Source organism: Methanobrevibacter sp. (assembly GCF_017447225.1).
In the GTDB taxonomy this organism is placed as follows: Archaea; Methanobacteriota; Methanobacteria; order Methanobacteriales; family Methanobacteriaceae; genus Methanocatella.
Genome location: NZ_JAFSNZ010000060.1, coordinates 1 through 19,910 on the forward strand (window position 1 = coordinate 1; position 19,910 = coordinate 19,910).

Here is a 19,910-nt window from a genome sequence, read left to right on the forward strand (position 1 = left end):
ATTACTGGAATAAGAGGTGATTGAACATAATATAAGAAAAATACGATATATTTTACTTATTTAGAATTTATGAAGACCAATTTGATCTATAAATAAAAATTAAAACCATCACCATCTAAAAATTAATTATGGGACACTCCCTAATATAATCTGATTTAATAGCTTCTGCAAATTCACGAGCAATTTCAACCCTATTATGCATGATAATCACCAATTAAATTCAATAATTTTATAGTTAATTATTTAATTCCAAATATTATTAAATCTTTTAAAAGTGCACATGTGTGAAAAAACACATCATTTATATATAAAAAAAACTCTGTGTGTGATTCATGATTTTTAAATGTGCTTAACAATGGATGGGCTTTCAATATGAATTTTTCACATCCATTATAGCTAGTCCTTTCAAACCAAGTATACTCATCAATAATCAATTGAATATCATCAAAATTACAATGGCCCCAACTGTTATCATAGTCAACATCCAATTTTTCAAGGTTATTGAGAACTTCACCCTTAAAAACAACAGTTATATCATCTAAATTCAAATCATATTCTTTTAAAAGAGAGACACATTCATCAAGCAAATTAATTGAGTTATCAGTTTCAACTAACCACATAATATCACCATGATTAATTAAACACCATTCAGGTAATGATTAAGGTTTTAAGTAATTAAATATTCATGGCCTGTCGAGAGTAACCCACCTTCTGTTTCAACAGCATTCATCTTAGCGAACTACCTTGCCTACAACAGTGATCATCAGCAATTTTGCTCTTGCATCTTATGGGATAGCCGTTTCACCGATTCTTTTAATGTCCTCAATTAAATATCATCGTCAACCATTAAAAGCCGTGTCGTTTCTGCTCTATTGCCATACCTCTCAGCATACATTTTTCAATGCCATAATCTGTACGATGGGCGGAGTTTCCTTAGTTAAAATAACCAGCAGCTGTCTTCAACTTGCCATGAAAATTTTAATTAAAAGTAGCAGGGCCTAGATTTGAACTAGGGATCTCGGGGTTATGAGCCCCGCGGGATCACCAGACTACCCCACCCTGCTATATAAAAACAAAATAAATCGATATTAATATTATATTTAAGATAATATATAAAACTTTCGATGCAAAAAAAGAAAAGTCGAATTAATTATTCGACTTTAATAGTGTTTGCAATAGCATATCCATTAAAACTTGACGTTATGATGTAATTTCCCGGCATCAGGTTAATATTGAGACTTGCAATACCGCTGGCATTTGTTGTGCGAGTATAGAAAACACCGTTAATATTAAATCCGACGTCCTGATTTGGATAAGCCAATCCATTACCATCCAACAGTCTGACATGGAATTGATCCGGAGTGCCATAATCTTTAACCAAATCCTCAGCAGAGAGCACATCTAAAACAGTGATATTATTGGATACTGCAAATCCTCCGGATTCACATGTGATGATGTAACTGCCCGGCCTCAAGTTAATATTGAGTTTGGCCATGCCTGTGGAATTTGTAAAGCGAGTGTATAAAACACCGTTGATGTTGAATGTGACGCTTACGTTTTCACCGGCAGCTTTTCCGTCATCACCAATTATTTGAACGCAATATTGGGAGTCATTCTTATAATATTTGACCAAATCCCTGTTCTGCGTAATTTTAGGAAGCACAGTGATGTTATTTGAAAAATATTGGCCTGTGACATTATTGATTGCTGTGATTATGTAATCTCCCTGATTCAAGTTAATGTTCAATCTTGCAAGACCGTTTTCATCAACCTTACGCTCATACATCACACCGTTGATGTTGAACAAGACAGTAGTTCCTTTATCCAGGAAGTTACCTTCACTATCACGGAAAGTGGCATAATATTGGGACTCATTTCTGAAGGTTTTAACCAAATCTGTTCCGTTGACAGTGTCATTGACAGTTATAGTGGAATTGACAGAATACCAACCGTAAGTTGTTGTAGCTCCATAAATTCCGCTGTTTAAATTAACGGCAAGTGAAGCAATACCTTTTTCATCAGTCGTTTTAGTGTAATTCTTACCGTTCAGGTTTATCACAACAGTAGCATTGCTGATTGGATTTGACTCATAATCAGTCAGATTGACGACTAATTTCTCACTTCCACCATAATATTTAGTTACATCCTCAACAGTCAGGATAACAGGATTGTCGCTTACGATTATCTCAACAGCATTATTCTCATTATCAGCACTGGCAATTAGATAATATTTGCCTTCTTTGGAAGATGAGAATGACTCATCAGTCAGGTTTCCGCCGGATGATGAAATTGTGATATTTCTTTTAGGCATTGTGGCCTCAACATCACCAAGATAAAAAGCGTATGCATAACCTGTTGACTCGTTTGTCTTTAATGATGTTGAGTCAACTGTCAGGTTCAAAGTGATTATTGAGGAAGGAGCATCCAAACGTTTGACAACATTTGACCAGTCAGGAGAGTTTTTACCCCACCAGTTACCGTCGATTGTTGAATTGAAGTACTGTTCGAAGTAATCGCTTAAAAATACAGTGTCACGACTGTTGTTTACAAAGACATTGTTATAGACATCACCGACACAGCCTTCAAGATAAATAGCTCCGCCTTCTTTTGCATAATTGTTAATGAAAACATTGTTGAAAATGGTCATGTTGGCATATGCTGTGTGCATTCTTCCCTTACAGATATGGATTGCACCTCCGCAGTCACGGGCAGAATTATTGACAAATAGACATTCGCTTACATTTATAGTTCCGATCCAGTGATAGATTGCACCGCCAAAACTGCCGTCATGTTCATCATGTGCGGAGTTGTTGATGAACGTTGAATTGAACACTGTAAGAATACCGCCATAGTTTCTTACGGCACCACCATCTCTGTAAGCATGATTAGCTATGAAAGTACAATCAGTAATAGTTCCGGTTCCCTTATTTGAGACGGCACCACCATCGATTCTGGTTACATCATTTTCAACGAATAAACAGGAATCTATATCAATGGTAGCTCCCCTTATGCTTTCAACACAGCACGCATCTTCAGCATAATTATTGTAAAAGCTCAAGTTATACATGTTTAAATCCTTGTTGTTCCATATTACAGTATCTGTACAATTAACAAATTTTAAACCAGACAATGTGACATTATTGGCGTTGATTGTAAAAATTCGGGACCCTGTGAAAATCGCATTGCCATTCGCCTTAATGAGCAAATCATTGGAAGAAATGACAAGATTAGTGTTGTTAGAACCCTTATATATACCATCGTTAATTAGAATGGTATCATTATTACCGCTGTTGCTTAACGCCAGATTAAGATTATTATATGGGTCATCAATTGTACCTTGACCATCTATTGTTGTATTCATACCTACATAATATGTTTCATTATTTGCAGAAACTATAGGCATCATAATTAAAAAAACAAATAAAAGTAGTACAAATATCCTTTTCATAACATAACCTCTGAATTATGATATGAAATAATATTTATTTCAAATGACTTATAAAAATAGTGAAAAAATAAGGAGAAAAGAGAATTATTTTTCTAAAGCTTCAATTCTCTTATCGATATCATTGAGTTTTTCTTCAGTTGCTTGCTGGAATTCCTGAGAGGATTTCTTGAATTCATGGTAATCCTTATCCAAAGCATCAACAGAACTGGCAGTTTCTTTGAATTTAGCTTCAAGGTCTTCCAAATCATCAGTAGTGGCAAGAGCCCAGTCTTTAATCAGTTGGTCGCTTTTCTCATCTAGAAATGCATCAAGCTTATTGGAAAATGCATCTGTACTGATACCTGTGTCGATATCGCTTAATTTGATTTTGATTCTGTCAGTCATGGAATTGGATTCTTTTTCTTTTTTCAAATCTGCATATTCTGCATTGTTGTTGAGCACTTCACCCATATGGGCATCAGCGCTTGTAGGAACATAACTTTTGATTTTTTCCATTGTTTTCGGACTGTTCAAAAGATAATAATAAACCAATACAACAATAGCTATTATTAAAATAATTACTGCAACAGCTTCAACAGCATCCATAATAACACCTATTTATTCCTATTGAGTTTTTTCTCTTTAGCTTCGATTTCCTTAAGCATTTTCTCTAATTTCTTTTGCTCAGTTTGTGCTTCTAATCTTGCTAATCTTTCGTTAATCTCACTATGCAAGTAACCGATTTCATTTCTTACATCAGTAGTTGATTGTCTGATTGCCTTGAGAGAATCCTGTTGATCTTGAGGTAATGGGATTGGATTATCCATTAATCTTTTAGATTCAATATCTTTTTCAACCATAGACATTTTTTTAAGTTGGATTTCTTTTTCAAGCATTTCAACAGATGTTTTTGCTTGAGCAACTCTTCTCCATTGAGCAACAACAATAATAACAACTAATGCAACAATAACCAATATAATTAATAAGAACATTTGATCAGGAATTGTTGGAATATCCATAAATTTACCTCCAATATTCATTTAGATATAATAAATATTTAAACCTTATTGAATATAACATTTATTATTAAAGTGATTATTATGATTGATTCTTATATAAAAGCTGGAAAAATTGTTTCAAAAATACGTACAGATGCATCAAAAATGATAAAGGAAGGATGCCTGGTTCTGGATTTGGTTGAATACGTTGAAGGAGAAATCTTAAAACAGGACGCAGACATTGCATTTCCATGTAACGTTTCAATTAACGAAGTTGCAGCGCACTACACTTCTCCAGCAAATGATAAAACAGTTATTCATGCAGGGGATTTGGTTAAACTGGATTTGGGAGCTATGGTAAACGGATACATTGCAGATTCTGCAGTGACCGTGATGGCTGAAGGAAACATAGAAGAGAGATTCACTCAGGACCAGATCAATGAAAACCGGGAACTCATCGAAGCTTCAGCGGCAGGACTTGAAGCTGCAATTGCAACTGTTAGAGCTGGAGTTGAACTTAACAAAATCGGCGCTGCAGTACATGAGGCAATAAGCGATTTTGACTTTAACCCTGTATTCAACCTGATGGGACACAGTCTGGAGCAAAACAATTTACATGCAGGAATTTCCATACCGAATTATGACAATAACGACACTTTCAAATTGGATGAAGGACAGGCCATAGCTATCGAGCCATTTGCAACAACAGGCGTGGGCCATGTCAATGATGGACCGGGACACTATATTTTCTCATATATGGCAAACAAGCCATTCAGAATGAAATCCACACAGAAAGTCTTAAACTACATTCAAAAAAATAACCCATACGTTCCATTTTCAGGAAGATGGATTACCGACGAATTTGGAGAAAGACGTGGTGGAATTGCATTAAAACAGCTTTCAGAAGCAATGGCAATCTATCCATATGCACCACTTAAAGAAAAAAAGGATTGTTTTGTTTCTCAAAAGGAACATACTGTAATTGTAGAAAAAGAAGGTTGTACAGTTACAACATTATAGAAGAGTTAACTCTCTTCATTACTTATTTTTTAAAAAAAAAAGAAAAAAGAAAGAAGATTAGTAGATTGTAGGGATACGTACACCCATTTTTGCTCTTCTTTCACGTTCTGCGGTATTTTTGTCTTTTTTACCTTTAGCTAATTTTTCAAGTAAAGGAAGACCTGGTTTTACATCGTCCATTGGTTTGGTTTCGATTAAACCTGCGTCAACAGCAGCTTTAAATACTGATTCACCATCATCAGTTCTGGTTAAAACAGTAGACCAACCGTCAGGTGAACCTACAGAACCAGTAGATACATCAGCCCATTCAGCAACGTAATCTTGACATACGTTACATCCGGATTGTTCGTATCCGTGAGTTTCTTTAATAGCTAATCCTTTGTCTTCACCATCTTTGGTTAACCAGAATTTACCTTTACCGATGTCCATTTTACTAGCTTCGGTTAAGTCATCAAATCCTAATTTAGCAGTTGCGAAAGTGTCAAGAGAAGCCATAGGGAAGTTTTCCATACAGTAGATACCGATGATTAATTTTACTTTATCAGCGACAAATCTTGTGAATGGATAAGCTTTAGCTTTTCTTAAACCTTGTACTTGACATGGAGTTGCGACTACACCGACTTTTTCAAGACCGTATTGACGTGTTGCTTCTTTTAAAACAGATAAGGTTGGGGACATTGAGTATTTGGTTCCTGCAGCTGCAATTACTTCATCGGATGAAGTTACAACAGTAGGAGTAGGCCTCCAATCTTCATCAGGAGTTCCAGCAACTACAGCACCTTCAATGATTCCCTCATCGAGTGCGTAACAGAGTAATGCTGAAACAATTCCTCTGTCTTGTGATACATCTAATATTTTTTGTTCAGTAGATCTTGCAGATAATGCTTCTTTATAAGTACCTAATGGCATATCTAATCCTCCTAAAGTCCTGTTTCCTTTTTAATTCTTCCTTCAGGTAACCAAGATCTTGGACACATTACGTAACAAGTTCCACACTTAATACATCTGTCTCTGTCACAGCTAGGTCTACCTTCAGAATAGCCCATTGCCCTTGTTGGACAAGCTAGACCACAAGTTCCACATCCAGAACATAATCCTTGGCGAATTACGTTGGTTAATACGTCACAACCACATCCAGCATTGCATGCTGCTAAATCCATAGCAGGTTTTAAGTAATCTAAATCACCTTCACATACTGCTACAACGGTTTTTGCAATCATTTCAGGAGCTACTGGACAACCAGGAAGTGCTGCATCAACTTTAACTAATGAACTAATAGGTAAGAATGCTTCGTGTTTTGGTTGTGCTTGTTGACCACCACGTGCGTAGGTAGTGAAACAACCGGTTACAGCACAGGAACCAAATGCAACGATTAAGCCTGATTTTTCTCTTGCCATTAAAAGTTCTTGAACACTGTGTTCGTCTTGTAAACAAACAGATCCTTCAATTAAACATACGTCCATTTCAGGCATTTCTTCAGCGAAAGTACCATGTACCCATTTGTCAACTAAGGTTTGTCCGTATACAATATCAACCATATCGGTTAAAACGGTAGCTAAAATGTCGTAATTTTCAGTTAAAGACATTGCATCACCAGTACAACCACTTAAGTGAATGTAACCAATACGAGGTTTTGCTGAAGCAGCTTTGGTTTCTGCAGGAGCTTCTGCTTTAACTTCTTCTTTAACAGGAGCAGCTTCAACTTTTTTTTCTACTTTTGGTGTTTCTGCTGGTTCAGAAGAACCACCGAAAGCTTTTTTCAATTTATCAAACATTATTTTACCCCAATTTCATTTAAAATAATATCTATAGCTTTAGGAATTGCCTTTGCAACAGGTTCTGTTAAACCCATATCAATATCCGGAGTTGGAATTTCAGCAGGTTTGCATCCAACAATAACAACCTCACATTTTTCGGAAATCTTTTGAAGAGGTTCTTCAACAGTCATTCCGTGAGGGTTATCATATTTTCCCGCCTGCATTACTTTTGGATCAAATACATCAACTGTTCCAGGTTCGGCCTGAAACTCAACAACATCCAACACGATTAATTTTTTCCAATCATACTGATCGTAGAGAGGGAAGAAATTAGTAGGAGCTGCGGTTCCGCCATCAATGAACTGAACATTATCAGGCAATTTGATACCTTCAAATTTTTCTTGTATCTGACTTAAAATATCTTTATCAAATTCATCTTCAACATATGAAGTAACAGCAGGATCATAATAATCCTTTTTATCATCAAAATATTTTTGCAATATATTTATAAGAATAGGACCGAATCCATCATCCTTAAATAATATGTTTCCACATCCAACCACAATAATATCGGAATTGTAAGGCATTTAATATTTCCTCCAAACTTAGATTCTCACCATTTCATTTTTAAGAACGGATTTGTCTTCATCGTCAACTACCATTACGTGAGTAGCACATGATAAACATGGGTCGTAAGCTCTGATAACATGTGGACCAAACTCGTGGTGGAATCCTTCTGTAGCAGGACCCATTGTTGGAATATTCCAAGTAGTTGGTACAATTGCGGAATAGAAAGCGGTTTTTCCTTCAACAACTTTTGCCATGTGTACATCAGTTCCTCTAGGACCTTCAATTACACCAAATCCAAGTTCACCAGTACCTCTTTTATCGTAACTTACATTTGCAGGTGCTGCAGGATCAATTGCATCTAATGCTTCTAAACAAGCATCGTAGTTTTTAATCATTTCATCTGCACGAGCAACATGTTGTGCGATAACACCTTTGTCTTTGAAACCTGCGAATTGTTCCATCCTTGCTCTAGGACCGGTTTCAACATTTACGCCTTCCCATAATGGAATTACTGAACATGCTTTTTTACCAATTTCTGGGTCATCATACCATGCTTCAGGTAATACTTCAGAGAATTTGCTCATGTCAAATTCGTTGGTACCGTAAGTTGCATCCATTGCCATTAATGGCTGGTTGACTACACCTAAATCTTTAGGTAAACCTGCTTCGAGAACACAGTTTTTGATGAATTCAATGTGTGCTTCGAGTTTTGGTCTGAATGCAGTCATTCTTTCGATTAATCTTTCTTTGGTGAATGGAGTAATGTTTCTTGCCATACCACCGACTCTAATATCAGATGGGTGAATACCTTCACCAGCAATCATTTCAACAACATATTGAACGGTTTTTCTGACTTCACTTACACTGTTAACTGCATCTGCGAATTTGTCCTCAGGGACAACATCCGGTGCAACTAAGAAGTGGTGAATTGCTGCACTGTTAATACCGTGTGCTGCTGCGACGGCTTTTCTTAACAATTTAGCAGTTTTAGGAATTTCGATACCTAATGCCATATCCATTGCTTCAGCGGAAGCCAAAGTATGTGGAATTGGACAAACACCACAGATTCTTTGACATAAAACTGGAGCGGTTTCAGGTGCTTTGTTAAGAACCATCTTCTCTAAACCCCTAACAGGAGTTATACTTAGATACATACCTTTTGTAACAATCCCTTCATCGTCAACTTCCATGACCAATTCGGCATGACCTTCTTGACGAGTTGTAGGAGATATAACTACTCTATCTTTCAAATATGTCACCTTCTTTCGTAATTAAAAATTTGTTATTTATAAATAACGATATATATATTTCTAAAATAACATTAATAAGTACTACTTTCAGAATTAAATAGTAAAATTTATATAATAAAAAATCTAAGCCGAATACTGCGAGATTTCATATGAAAAAATAATAAAAGTAATAAATCCTTTAAAAAAAGTGTGACAAAGTTTAGGTAAGACAAAAAAAGAATTCGTATAGAAAATATGAGAATAACCGCAAAAAAAGAGCCATATGAAATAAAATTAATAACGAGAAATTTTGCCTAAAATTTACTAATTTGAGATATTAAAAAATTCAAGAAAATTGTCTGATTTCACCCACCATCTTAAGAAAATATAATTTCATATCAGGAACATGAGCCAGAGTAATCACCATATGATCAAAATCATCATAATTCCATTAATAACGAAAAACCTCACTTGAATATAGTAAAAATGCATAGTAAATTATTTATAACATTAGTGTTAAAATTTGTGTATTAAAAAACATTTAAGTATTTTAATAAACATAAGATTATTCAATTGTTGAAGATTAATTCAATACTTAAAAAAATATTATATAGGAGGTGCAATCATGGACAAAGCAAATCTAATAATTTCTATCATTATTGTGTTATGTATTGCGACAGCAGTTGCAGCTTACGGTATAATAAATAATCAAGATGCAGTATTTTCAGATTTAGCCAGTATGGATAGTGGCTCTGGAAGTAGTGGTAGTGGCGGTATTGGAAATAATACAACCCATACTGGAACATCCACTGGTTCTGGAAGTGGATCATCTAGTGGTGGAAGTGGTTCAAGCTCAGGAACTGGTAGTGGATCAGGCTCCGGTGGCGGTTCCGGAGGAGGCTCCGGCGGTGGATCTGGAGGAAGCTCCGGTTCAGGAACAGTGCACACATCTTCCCAAATCAGATCACTTGCAATGGATCATGTAGAAGTATCTGGTTGTTATGCTGGAACTCCAAGATATTCCGGCGGATACTGGTACATTAATATCTACAACAGTACTGATGATACCGTTGTAACCAGTTTTGTTATAAATGACAGAACAGGTCATGTTGACCTCGGGTAAATTTTAAAAATTTACCATCTTTTTTTATTTTACTCAAAAATAAATAACTATATATAATAAAAAAAACAAAATAAATAATTGATGTTTATGAGGGCCCGTAGCCTAGCTGGATAGGGCGTCGGACTTCTAATCCGAAGACCCCGGGTTCAAATCCCGGCGGGTCCGCTTTCATAAAAGTTTCTTTTTTTATTAGATAATTAATTAAAACATAATTATTTTATGGGCTTGTAGCCTAGTCTGGAAGGGCGTAAGACTCCTAATCTTAAGATCGAGGGTTCAAATCCCTCCAAGTCCGTTCAAAAATTATCCAAAGTAATGACTTTGGGACTTTTTTTCTCTTTTAATTCCAAATCAAAATTAATTTCACCATATTTACCTCCCCCACCAGGAATAATGTCAATGGTATTAGCTCTAAATGCATCAATGGCCTTAGACACATTTGAATCGATTTTTTCAATATCAGAGATGTCAGCATCAATCAGCACATTGATTTCACTGCCAGAATTATCAATCAGCTTTTGCCAGATATTCTGAACAGTCTTCGTAGTAACTCCCTTGCCATAGACAGTTGAAATAAGCTCAGCCAAAGGCATTAAATGAATATACGGTGGTCTGAAATCAGGACAATGAGGCTCATCATAATCAGAGATTTCAGAAATTCTGTAATCAACACCCTTTTTGATTCGACCGCCACAATCACATTTCATCTTATTGTCTTTTGCAATAACAGGATCAACTAATTTAAAGCATTTGGTACATGCGGTCATGTGATATTTGCCCAGGTTCGGAACAAGACCATAGTTTGCTTTAATATCCGAATGTTTTATCGCATGTTTGATTGATGAAAATGAAATATCTTCAAGCTCAATTTGATTAAACTCACGACCCAATCTGTGCGGCCATGGGGAATGGGCATCGGAATTGCTCAGGAAAGTGAAGTCCTTCAGCTCATCAACAGTATCGGCCATGCTTGTGTCTGCAGACAGCCCCAACTCAACAAAGTCAACCTTCTTTTCATAACAGTCATAGATGCTGTCAAAGGACTTGTACATCCCAGTCCAGGGAGTGAATGCGTGAGCCGGACCGATCAGACAATCATATTCGCGAACCATCTCCAATATCTCAGCACCATTGAGATTAGTCTTTGGCCTTCCATCAACAGTTTTGTTTCGGGAAGGCAATCTCTCCGACAGTTCACGTGCAATATCAATGTCTGGAATGATAATAAGATGATGAATCTTGTTTTTGCCTTCAATTTCCGTTGTTATGACAAAATCCATGCCGTCCGCAGAATAAATTCCATCACCAGAGGGAGCTGTTGATTGTTCAATTATATCTAGCCATTTGGGATGAAGACCATCACCGGTTCCTAAAAGCCCCAAACCCTTAAGTCTAGATTTGGGAGCAATATTTTTAATCAGCATGTCCTTAGATGATGCCATTGAAAAACAGCTATGAATATGAAAATCAGCATTGACCAACATGAATATGAATATTCAAATTGAACTATTTAAAATTTTTTTAAAATCAGAAAATGGAAGTTTTTCATCAGGTTTTTTCAAATCAGTGTTTATATCGTCACTGACTGATGTGTCAAAATCCTTTAAAAACAGATTAACCCTATTAATCAAATCAATAATCTCATCTCTTGTAGTTGGATAAGCCAATCGCAATACTGGAATATCCAATTGACCTACAATATGTGCGGCCAGGGAATGGGCATTATTGCATCCGTTGCCGCAAAATAAAATCAGTTCGTTTAATACATCATACATCGGCTCGTATTTTAGGGGCCTTTGACCTAAAATAATTGCGGCATCAGCCTTATCCAATAACGGAGCCAAAAGAGAAATACGGCCCCTAACCCCTGATGGAGTTTCACTGGACAGGTTAACCTTGAACCTCTCCTGCTTGCAGAAGCCGGAGAATTCTTGCACAAAAATGTTAAAATCAGGATTTAAATCAAGTTCATTGTTATATTTGGAAAAATTAGTTGGAGACAAATAACTATGTCCGTTCTTTTCAATTAAAGGCACAATAATCATTGCACCATCAGGAATCACAATAACGTTCATAAAAAAATAAAAAATTGGATAATTATCCAATATATCTTAAATCATCAGCATTGCCTGCATTGGCACGATTAATTAAATCTTGTTCCATTTGCTGAGCTTTAGCTAACATTTGTCTAGTTTCTTCAGCTCTTTCATCAAGTTTTTCTGTATTGATTTCGAAATTAAGCAATTCAGCAAGTTTTAATAAAACGCCTTCAGCAGATTCAGCATCAATGAAGTAACCAGGGGTTTCACCCATAAGACATGCACCATATATTCCTCTGCGCATTCCCAAACCTAAGAATAATCCGGAAGCGCCTACGATTCCCCCATCATTGGATCTCATTTCAACACCGACTTCTTCTAGAAGTTCAATGTGAGCTTCATCACTAGCAGCTCCCAAAACTCTCGGATTTTCAACAGGCTGACCTGTAGGGACACCACCTAAAGTGAAAATTCTGGAGATATCGAATGGTTCTAAAAAGTCCAGGATTTCATTGCAAACAATATATTGGCCATCTGGAGATAAAGATTGAGTATTTCCACCGATTAATATAATATCCACATTATCTTCGCCTAAATCACGAATATAATATAGTTCATTAAGCATGTTTTCAATCATTCCGCCTTCACCAACCAGAACCTGCGGAGGGAAAGTTGGAGAATAGATTTCTGCAAATTTAGTTGCTTCAAGCTCATCAATCATATGGTCTGCAACCAGTTTACCGACATGACCAACACCAGGTAATGCTTCGATAAAAATAGGATTATTTAATTCTACTTCCTCTAAAACAGTAATTTCAGTAGCTTTCATTTTTACTCCTTAATTCTTTTTTTAATATACGGCGATATTTTCCGTATTTATCTTCAATAGAAAATTTTGGAGGATAAATAACTTTAAGTTCGCCTTTACATTTAGGGCATTTATCCTCTAAAGTATAAATTCCACATTCTGGACATTTATGCATTTTCATACTCATAAGAATCTAATCATCTAATTCTCTTAAAAATGAACCGTTTCCTTCAGATTCTTCCACAACAGCAATACATCTTTCAGCAGCTGCCTTAAGTGCTTTTTCAGCAAGCAAGTAATCTGTGGATTTTACAGTAATTCTGTATCTAGGAGCACCGACACATTGGATTTTGATTTCCTCTTCCTCATCACCATTGTCTTCTGCAGCCTTAAGTGCGGCAATGATAATTTCCACACCATTAGGAACAAAAGTTTCAATGTCTACATATCCATTAATATGAACTTCCGGAGGAGTGATATTTTTCTGTGCCACTTCAGTAATGGCATCAGCCCAATCCTGAGGTATTCCTTCTTCAGTCAGAGATTCAGCACCTTCATCGGAAGCAGTTTCAAATGCACCATAAACATCACCGAAGATATCCATAAGTTCATAACCCACTTCATCATAAGCTTCATCCAAGGATTTATCTAAAGATTTAGCAGATAATTCCAGGAATTTTTCAGCTTTCTGTTCGATTTTCCAATGTTGAATCTTTTTAGTTCTTTGATCTTCACGAATTCTTTTTAAAGAAGCATCTACATGTCCTTTTTTAGGGTTAACTCTTAGAACACGGCATACTATCTTTTGATTTTCTCTTACGTGATCTCTAATGTTTTTTACCCAACCAGCAGAGACTTCAGAAATGTGAATAAAAGCTTCTTTGCCTTGATATTCTTCCAATTTAGCGAATGCACCATAACTAAGAACTTTGTAAACTGTACCTACAATAAGCTCTCCTTCATCAGGCCATTCTTGACTTTTTCTTACCATGCAAATCACCCCAAAAACAAGTAAAAATTAAAAAATAGTTAAAAAAAATAAGTTAAAAACTAAAGAATTTAGTTTAAAACTTTTTCGATGTGTGCTGTAATTTTAGCTTTAGCACCACGAGATTTGACTAAAGTTTTACCGCAAATAATACATTTGACGTCAGAAGCTGCACGGTCAAAGATTATTTGTTCATTGTCACAATCTAAACATTTAACTTTTAAAAAGTTTCCTCTTCCTTTACTAACCATGTTAACCACCTATTTTGCTACAAATTCAGGTTTTCCTGTTCTGAAAGATTGTTTAATGTGAGATTTACCACATTCTTTACATTTAGCTCTTAAGTCTAATTTTTTAACTGGTTTGTTTCCAGCAGGTAAAGGCCTTGGATAACCTCTGTAACCAGCAGTAACACGTCTGAATTGTCTTTGTCCCCAAGTTAACTCACTAGCTTTTCTTTTTTTAGCAGTGTGGAGTTCATGCATTGTATGTTTTTTACAATGAGGACAGTAAGTTCTTTTTTCTTTTGGTATTTTCATATTTCCACCGTAATTTTTTTATTTTAATCCGCACCAGAAGTGCTTAATTAAATAGTCATTATAAATCTAGTTGTAAATTTATCTAAACACAATTTATCTTAGAAATCGTTAGAGATAGAAACTGCATAGTAACCGTTTATGTCTACAAACAGCAAAAATCCAAATTATAATAAATAATTTTTTAATATTACAAATAGATATGAGATATAGTTATATTTTTTAGAGTATTTAAAGTTATCTTATATTTTAACAAAACGAGCTTTTCTGTTTTTCACAAAAATATTTGCATTGATTTTTGGCAACGTTACTATATCCTGTGGCCTGAAAGGACCGTAAACCTTTTCATCAATTCCCATAATAGAACCTATATCATCCAAAACAAGAATGGTTACAATTTCAGATTCCCTGGTTCTTTTGGGAACATCCAGATCAATGAACTGATCATCCCCGCCCAGAATTTCAATATCATCAAAATTTTCTGATTTTGCAGGAGCCTCTTTTTTAGCTTCAGAAGCTTTGGATTTGGCAATCTGCTTTTCAATAGGTTCTCGTATCTCATCCGTGATGACTTTAGCTTTTGAAATCTCATCAATTCTGTCTAAAACCTCATCTTCAGAATCACTTGAAGACTCATCAACCGGTTCAGACTCTTTTGAAGTACTTTCAACATCATTTTGATGATTATCCATGGCGATATCTGCAATATCACTTAAGCTGGAAGCTTTTTCAGCCTCTTCAGGAGAGCTGTCCTCATCCACATCCTCAACATCGTCTTCTACAGTTGAAGAAGGCTTAGGGACTTCCTGGCCAGAAAGGTTGATTCTGTGGTTTTTAAGGGTTTCTATTATTGAAAAATAAAAGGTTTCCTCTTCAGGAGTTAAATTAAGAGGCATTGAATCCACCAAATCAAATTCCTGCTTTCCCGCAAAAAGATGATATGACCTGTTCATGTTCAAGACAGCGGCATTTGTAATCTTATGCTCACGTCTTTCACAGATTTCTGTGGCTATTCTTCTGGCCTCATTTAAAGTATTATACACATCAGAAAACGGATCATCTATAGCTGATTGTTTCAACTCATTGATATAGTTATGAATATCTTCATAAAATGTTTCTTCAACATGAGCTAATGTACCATTGTCACGTTCTTTTTTCTGAATTTTACGCAATGTTTGAAATAAATCCACTTAATATCATCTCTGATGGTTTTTAAAAAAATAAAATAAGAAAAAAACAAATGAATTAATCATCTGTTTCTAATCTTGGAGCAAGCAAGAAACTAAGTTTACCATCACCAGTGACCATAGTTAAGGTTAAGCTCAATGGCATGTCAGTACCTAAACTAATTTCAGCTTCCTCTGAAAATTTGTCTGCTTTAAGCATTTCTCTAATTTTATCTAATGAAAATAGAGATTTTTCATGCTCTTTAATATTTTCGCCGTGAAGATACTTGATACTTGCATCACCAAATTCACCATCAGCAGATGCGATAAAGTAATCTTCATCAACTTCCAAAGCAATTTTATCTGAAAATATCTCAATATCGTTAATTGAATCTTTTAATATAGAGAAACGAACTTTGAATGAAGTCGGGTGATTAATTTGAGGCGGAGTAGGATTATCATACTCGATGTCAATCAATCTGATTTTAAATGTCCTTGTTGCATCACCTTCAAAAGTGATGATGAAATTTCCTTCATCAACAGACATTAAAACTCTATCTTGAGATTTTGCCCTTTTAAGAACCCTCATGAATTCATCAGTGTCTATATTAATTTTTTCAGGGATATCACAAATATATTCATCGAATAAACTTGCTTTCAATTCTAAATGAACAAATGTTATGTGACTACGGTCTAAGGCATCTAATCTCATACCTTCACTATCAGTTTGGATTTGTACTTCATCAACGATTGATGAAATAGCATCAAAACTGGTTTTTAAAATACTAGAATCACTTAATTCCGCTTTAAACATAAATAATCCTCGAAATTTTATTAAATTAAAAATATATAATAATATTAAATATTATGTTAATCCTATATAATAAATATTTTCATTAGAAAAAAAATAAGAAAAAAGAAGTAAAAACTTCTTAATTCACCGACAGGCATTTTTCATTTCAGATACATACTGTTTCAATGCTTCAGAAGCATTTTCACCATGCTCTTCAATGATTTTTACAATTGCACTTCCGACAATTACACCATCTGCAATTTCAGATATTTTAGATGCCTGTTCTGGAGTGTTAATTCCGAAACCAACAGCTACCGGTAAATCACATACATCACGAATATCTGATATTATTGCATTCAAGTCAGTTTTTATTTCTGATCTCATACCAGTAACTCCCAGTGATGATACAACATAAATGAAACCTGTAGCATCGCCGGCAATCTTCTGGATTCTTTCTTTTGAGGTTGGCGCAATCAATGAAATCACATCAACATCATTTCTAGCTGCGATATCTGCAATTTCGCCTTTTTCTTCATATGGCACATCCGGAGTGATTATACCGTCAATTCCACATTCATTACATTTTTTGAAGAATTCCTCATAGCCATAGAAAAATACCGGATTGATATAGGTCAGAAAGACCAATGGAACATCTGTCTTTTGACGAACTTCTCTAACGATTTCAAAAACATCATCAGTAGTTGTATTGTGCTTTAGCGCCCTGACATTTGCATCCTGAATTACAACACCTTCTGCCATCGGATCTGAAAATGGAATTCCAATTTCGATCAAATCACAGCCCGCTTCATCCATGGCCAGAATGTATTCAACAGTCTTTTCGACAGTCGGATCTCCTGCTGTTAAAAAACCGATAAATGCAGTTTCATCCTTAAATGCATTTGCAATTCTACTCATTTAACTCAACTCCCCTGTATTCCGCTATGGATTTTACGTCCTTATCTCCTCTTCCGGACAGACAGACAATTATGATATCGTCATCATTCATTTCCGGTGCGATTTTTATTGCATGGGCCACAGCATGTGAACTTTCAATAGCTGGTATAATACCTTCCATTCTGGATAAATATTCAAATGCCTCAACGGCTTCCTCATCTGTAACAGCCACATATTGAGCTCTTCCGGAATCTCTCAAATAAGCATGTTCCGGACCGACACCGGGATAGTCAAGTCCTGCGGAAATTGAATATACCGGAGCGATTTGGCCATATTCACTCTGATTAAATATTGATTTCATTCCATGGAATATTCCGATTTTTCCGTTGGTCAAAGCTGCAGCATTATATGGTGTGTCTATTCCTTTTCCACCGGCTTCACAGCCAATCAACTGAACATCTTCATCTTCGATGAAATTATAAAATGCACCCATTGCATTGCTTCCACCACCAACACAAGCTAAAACAGCAGTTGGCAATTTTCCTTCTTTTTCAAGAATTTGCTGGCGAGCTTCGGCACTTATTACTGCCTGGAAATCCCTAACTATTTGAGGGAATGGGTGTGGTCCCATCGTTGAACCTATAACATAATTAGTATCATTGACATTAGCTATCCAATCCCTGAATGCATCGTTTACAGCGTCCTTTAATGTTTTAGTTCCTGATTTTACAGTATGCACTTTTGCTCCAAGCAATTCCATACGATATACATTCAAAGCCTGTCTTTGGGTATCGACTTCACCCATAAAGACTTCACATTCCATATCCAAAAGAGCAGCAGCCGTTGCTGTTGCCACACCATGCTGACCCGCACCAGTTTCTGCAATGACTCTTGTTTTTCCCATTTTTTTAGCAAGCAAAACCTGTCCTAAAACATTATTAATCTTGTGCGCACCCGTATGGTTTAAATCTTCCCTTTTGAGATAAATTTTTGCCCCACCAATGTCTTCTGTCATTCTTTTTGCATAATATAATAAAGAGGGTCTTCCCGCATACTCTTTTAACAAGGTATTTAACTCATCGACAAAATCGGGATCGTTCATGTAATGGTTGTACTGTTCCTCCAGATATAATAACTCATTCATTAAAGTTTCTGATATGTATTGACCCCCATATTCGCCATATCTTCCGTTACTCATTCATAGCCTCCATCAATTCTTTAATTTTTAATTCATCTTTATAACCGTCAGTTTCTAAACTGCTACTTAAATCAATAGCATATGGATTGAACTCTTTTATGGCTTCAGAAACATTGTAAGCATTCAGTCCCCCTGCCAAAAAGAATTCTTTTTTTAAATCTTTTCTTATTAGTCGCCAGTCAAAGGTTTTTCCACTGCCTTTTCCACTGTCCAACAGCAAATAATCTGCAAGTGAATTGTCATATTCCTTCAAATCTTTCTTATCAGACATTTCAATTGCTTTAATAATTTTTAGTTGATAGTTAGTTTTTTGCTTTAATTTATTAATATAGTCTTCACTTTCACTGCCATGCAACTGTACAATGTCTATTATTCCATCATCGTATAATTTTAAGACTTCTTCAATGTCTGCATCCACAAAAACTCCAACAGAAATTATAGAGGAGTCCAAATTTTTCTTCATTTGAAAAGCCAGTTCATGAGTGACTTTTCTTGGAGAATCTGCAAATACAAAACCAATATAATCCGGCTTATATTTATTTACGATATCAATATCTTCCAATCGCCTCAATCCGCAGATTTTGATTTTAGCCATTTTTCAACTCCAAAATCATAGCTTTTTTATCATCACTTTTCATTAAAGTTTCACCAATTAAAACTGCATCAACATTATTTTCCTTCAATCTGGTGACATCTTCCTTTGTTTTAATACCACTTTCTGATATAAAAACAATATCTTCACCGACACATCTGCGTAAGTTAATACTATTTTCAATGTCTACAGTAAAATCTGTCAGGTCACGATTATTGACACCGATGATTTCAGCACCGACACTTAAAGCCTTCATGATTTCAGTTGAATCGTGAACTTCCACAATAGCTGACAAACCTAAAGAATGTGCCAAATCCAGATATTTCTTTAACTCGACAATATCCAAAATAGCTACAATTAACAAAACCGCTGAAGCTCCGAGATATTTGGCCTGATAAATCATGTACTCATCAATGACAAAATCCTTTCTTAAAATAGGGATTGAAACATTTTGTGCAATTTCCTTTAAATAATCATCATCCCCCTTGAAAAAGTAAGGCTCTGTCAGAACAGAAATCGCAGATGCACCTGCAGATTCATAATCCTTGGCAATCTGAATATAGTCAAAATCCTCGGCAATCAGACCTTTAGATGGAGAAGCCTTTTTAACCTCAGCAATAATGGAAATGTCATTGCTTTGAAGAGCCCTTTTAAAAGGAAATTCCTCATTAATTTCCATGTAAGAAATTTGTCTTTTCAAATCATCGAGCGGAATAATGGATTTTTCCAAATCTATTCTTTCTTTTGTTTTTTCAACAATCTCATCTAACAT

At 35.6% G+C, this 19,910-nt stretch carries 23 protein-coding genes, 3 tRNA genes and 1 other RNA gene; 4 read left to right on the forward strand and 23 right to left on the reverse strand.

Annotated elements, in window-relative coordinates; translation table 11 throughout:
- Positions 1-239: 239 nt before the first annotated feature.
- The 6 genes from IJQ68_RS05615 to IJQ68_RS05640 form a co-directional block, all read right to left on the reverse strand.
- Positions 240-620: a hypothetical protein gene (locus tag IJQ68_RS05615; RefSeq protein ID WP_292798066.1), complete on the reverse strand. Its 381-nt coding sequence runs from the start codon at positions 618-620 to the stop codon at positions 240-242.
- A 68-nt stretch (positions 621-688) separates the two neighbouring features.
- Positions 689-968, reverse strand: an RNA gene (gene rnpB, locus IJQ68_RS05620) — RNase P RNA component.
- 21 nt (positions 969-989) lie between these two features.
- Positions 990-1,064 (reverse strand) — tRNA-Met (locus IJQ68_RS05625).
- An 86-nt stretch (positions 1,065-1,150) separates the two neighbouring features.
- Positions 1,151-3,406 carry a hypothetical protein gene (locus tag IJQ68_RS05630; protein WP_292798068.1) on the reverse strand — a complete coding sequence of 752 codons (2,256 nt, stop codon included), beginning with the start codon at positions 3,404-3,406 and terminating at the stop codon, positions 1,151-1,153.
- Between the two features lie 126 nt (positions 3,407-3,532).
- The gene (locus tag IJQ68_RS05635; protein WP_292798071.1) at positions 3,533-4,033 is read right to left on the reverse strand and encodes a hypothetical protein; all 501 of its coding nucleotides are present in this window, start codon (positions 4,031-4,033) and stop codon (positions 3,533-3,535) included.
- 8 nt (positions 4,034-4,041) lie between these two features.
- Entirely contained in the window at positions 4,042-4,446 is a 405-nt protein-coding gene (locus IJQ68_RS05640) for a hypothetical protein (protein WP_292798073.1), read from the reverse strand.
- 81 nt (positions 4,447-4,527) lie between these two features.
- On the opposite strand from IJQ68_RS05640, the gene map reads away from it, so the two are divergent.
- A complete protein-coding gene (map, locus tag IJQ68_RS05645) occupies positions 4,528-5,445 on the forward strand; it encodes a type II methionyl aminopeptidase (protein ID WP_292798076.1) in 918 nt (305 codons plus the stop codon).
- Between the two features lie 57 nt (positions 5,446-5,502).
- Here map and frhB read toward each other — a convergent pair whose 3' ends face one another.
- Genes frhB through frhA form a run of 4 tightly spaced genes read right to left on the reverse strand, consistent with a single transcriptional unit; the run spans position 5,503 to position 9,022 of the window.
- Positions 5,503-6,354 carry a coenzyme F420 hydrogenase subunit beta gene (frhB, locus tag IJQ68_RS05650; RefSeq protein ID WP_292798079.1) on the reverse strand — a complete coding sequence of 284 codons (852 nt, stop codon included), beginning with the start codon at positions 6,352-6,354 and terminating at the stop codon, positions 5,503-5,505.
- 11 nt (positions 6,355-6,365) lie between these two features.
- Positions 6,366-7,220, reverse strand: coding sequence for a coenzyme F420 hydrogenase subunit gamma (gene frhG, locus IJQ68_RS05655; protein WP_292798081.1), 855 nt, complete (start codon positions 7,218-7,220; stop codon positions 6,366-6,368).
- On the reverse strand, positions 7,220-7,789 hold the full coding sequence (frhD, locus tag IJQ68_RS05660; RefSeq protein WP_292798084.1) for a coenzyme F420-reducing hydrogenase, FrhD protein: 570 nt from the start codon (positions 7,787-7,789) through the stop codon (positions 7,220-7,222). Before frhD ends, frhG begins: the two co-directional genes overlap by 1 nt.
- 18 nt (positions 7,790-7,807) lie before the next feature.
- Positions 7,808-9,022: a coenzyme F420 hydrogenase subunit alpha gene (gene frhA / locus IJQ68_RS05665; RefSeq protein ID WP_292798086.1), complete on the reverse strand. Its 1,215-nt coding sequence runs from the start codon at positions 9,020-9,022 to the stop codon at positions 7,808-7,810.
- A gap of 604 nt (positions 9,023-9,626) precedes the next feature.
- Between frhA and IJQ68_RS05670 the strand changes: the two genes are divergently transcribed.
- The 3 genes from IJQ68_RS05670 to IJQ68_RS05680 all read left to right on the forward strand — a co-directional run bounded on the left by IJQ68_RS05670 (position 9,627) and on the right by IJQ68_RS05680 (position 10,419).
- Positions 9,627-10,124: an endoglucanase gene (locus IJQ68_RS05670; protein WP_292798089.1), complete on the forward strand. Its 498-nt coding sequence runs from the start codon at positions 9,627-9,629 to the stop codon at positions 10,122-10,124.
- A 91-nt stretch (positions 10,125-10,215) separates the two neighbouring features.
- Positions 10,216-10,289 (forward strand) — tRNA-Arg (locus tag IJQ68_RS05675).
- A 56-nt stretch (positions 10,290-10,345) separates the two neighbouring features.
- Positions 10,346-10,419: transfer RNA gene (locus tag IJQ68_RS05680), tRNA-Arg, on the forward strand.
- 1 nt (position 10,420) lies between these two features.
- Here the strand turns inward: IJQ68_RS05680 and IJQ68_RS05685 are convergent.
- The 13 genes from IJQ68_RS05685 to trpC all read right to left on the reverse strand — a co-directional run bounded on the left by IJQ68_RS05685 (position 10,421) and on the right by trpC (position 19,910).
- Complete coding sequence (locus IJQ68_RS05685; protein ID WP_292798091.1) at positions 10,421-11,608, reverse strand: TIGR00375 family protein; 1,188 nt, start codon at positions 11,606-11,608, stop codon at positions 10,421-10,423.
- Between the two features lie 12 nt (positions 11,609-11,620).
- On the reverse strand, positions 11,621-12,199 hold the full coding sequence (locus IJQ68_RS05690; protein WP_292798094.1) for a DUF2112 family protein: 579 nt from the start codon (positions 12,197-12,199) through the stop codon (positions 11,621-11,623).
- A 22-nt stretch (positions 12,200-12,221) separates the two neighbouring features.
- Positions 12,222-12,992 (reverse strand): proteasome assembly chaperone family protein, encoded by a 771-nt coding sequence (locus IJQ68_RS05695; protein WP_292798096.1) that lies wholly within the window; start codon positions 12,990-12,992, stop codon positions 12,222-12,224.
- A complete protein-coding gene (locus tag IJQ68_RS05700; protein WP_292798098.1) occupies positions 12,979-13,158 on the reverse strand; it encodes an RNA-protein complex protein Nop10 in 180 nt (59 codons plus the stop codon). The genes IJQ68_RS05695 and IJQ68_RS05700 overlap by 14 nt, the downstream gene beginning before the upstream one ends.
- Before the next feature lie 6 nt (positions 13,159-13,164).
- A complete protein-coding gene (locus IJQ68_RS05705) occupies positions 13,165-13,962 on the reverse strand; it encodes a translation initiation factor IF-2 subunit alpha (RefSeq protein ID WP_287431238.1) in 798 nt (265 codons plus the stop codon).
- A 68-nt stretch (positions 13,963-14,030) separates the two neighbouring features.
- On the reverse strand, positions 14,031-14,210 hold the full coding sequence (locus IJQ68_RS05710) for a 30S ribosomal protein S27e (RefSeq protein WP_042691937.1): 180 nt from the start codon (positions 14,208-14,210) through the stop codon (positions 14,031-14,033).
- Between the two features lie 9 nt (positions 14,211-14,219).
- Positions 14,220-14,498 (reverse strand): 50S ribosomal protein L44e, encoded by a 279-nt coding sequence (locus tag IJQ68_RS05715; protein WP_058738349.1) that lies wholly within the window; start codon positions 14,496-14,498, stop codon positions 14,220-14,222.
- Between the two features lie 239 nt (positions 14,499-14,737).
- Positions 14,738-15,685, reverse strand: a complete 948-nt coding sequence (locus IJQ68_RS05720; protein ID WP_292798105.1) for a hypothetical protein — start codon at positions 15,683-15,685, stop codon at positions 14,738-14,740.
- A 55-nt stretch (positions 15,686-15,740) separates the two neighbouring features.
- Positions 15,741-16,475: a proliferating cell nuclear antigen (pcna) gene (gene pcn, locus IJQ68_RS05725; RefSeq protein WP_292798108.1), complete on the reverse strand. Its 735-nt coding sequence runs from the start codon at positions 16,473-16,475 to the stop codon at positions 15,741-15,743.
- Between the two features lie 123 nt (positions 16,476-16,598).
- Positions 16,599-17,369 carry a tryptophan synthase subunit alpha gene (trpA, locus tag IJQ68_RS05730; protein WP_292798110.1) on the reverse strand — a complete coding sequence of 257 codons (771 nt, stop codon included), beginning with the start codon at positions 17,367-17,369 and terminating at the stop codon, positions 16,599-16,601.
- Positions 17,362-18,546, reverse strand: coding sequence for a tryptophan synthase subunit beta (gene trpB / locus IJQ68_RS05735; RefSeq protein ID WP_292798111.1), 1,185 nt, complete (start codon positions 18,544-18,546; stop codon positions 17,362-17,364). The genes trpA and trpB overlap by 8 nt, the downstream gene beginning before the upstream one ends.
- Positions 18,539-19,141 (reverse strand): phosphoribosylanthranilate isomerase, encoded by a 603-nt coding sequence (locus IJQ68_RS05740; RefSeq protein ID WP_292798113.1) that lies wholly within the window; start codon positions 19,139-19,141, stop codon positions 18,539-18,541. Before IJQ68_RS05740 ends, trpB begins: the two co-directional genes overlap by 8 nt.
- On the reverse strand, positions 19,134-19,910 hold the full coding sequence (gene trpC / locus IJQ68_RS05745; RefSeq protein WP_292798115.1) for an indole-3-glycerol phosphate synthase TrpC: 777 nt from the start codon (positions 19,908-19,910) through the stop codon (positions 19,134-19,136). The genes IJQ68_RS05740 and trpC overlap by 8 nt, the downstream gene beginning before the upstream one ends.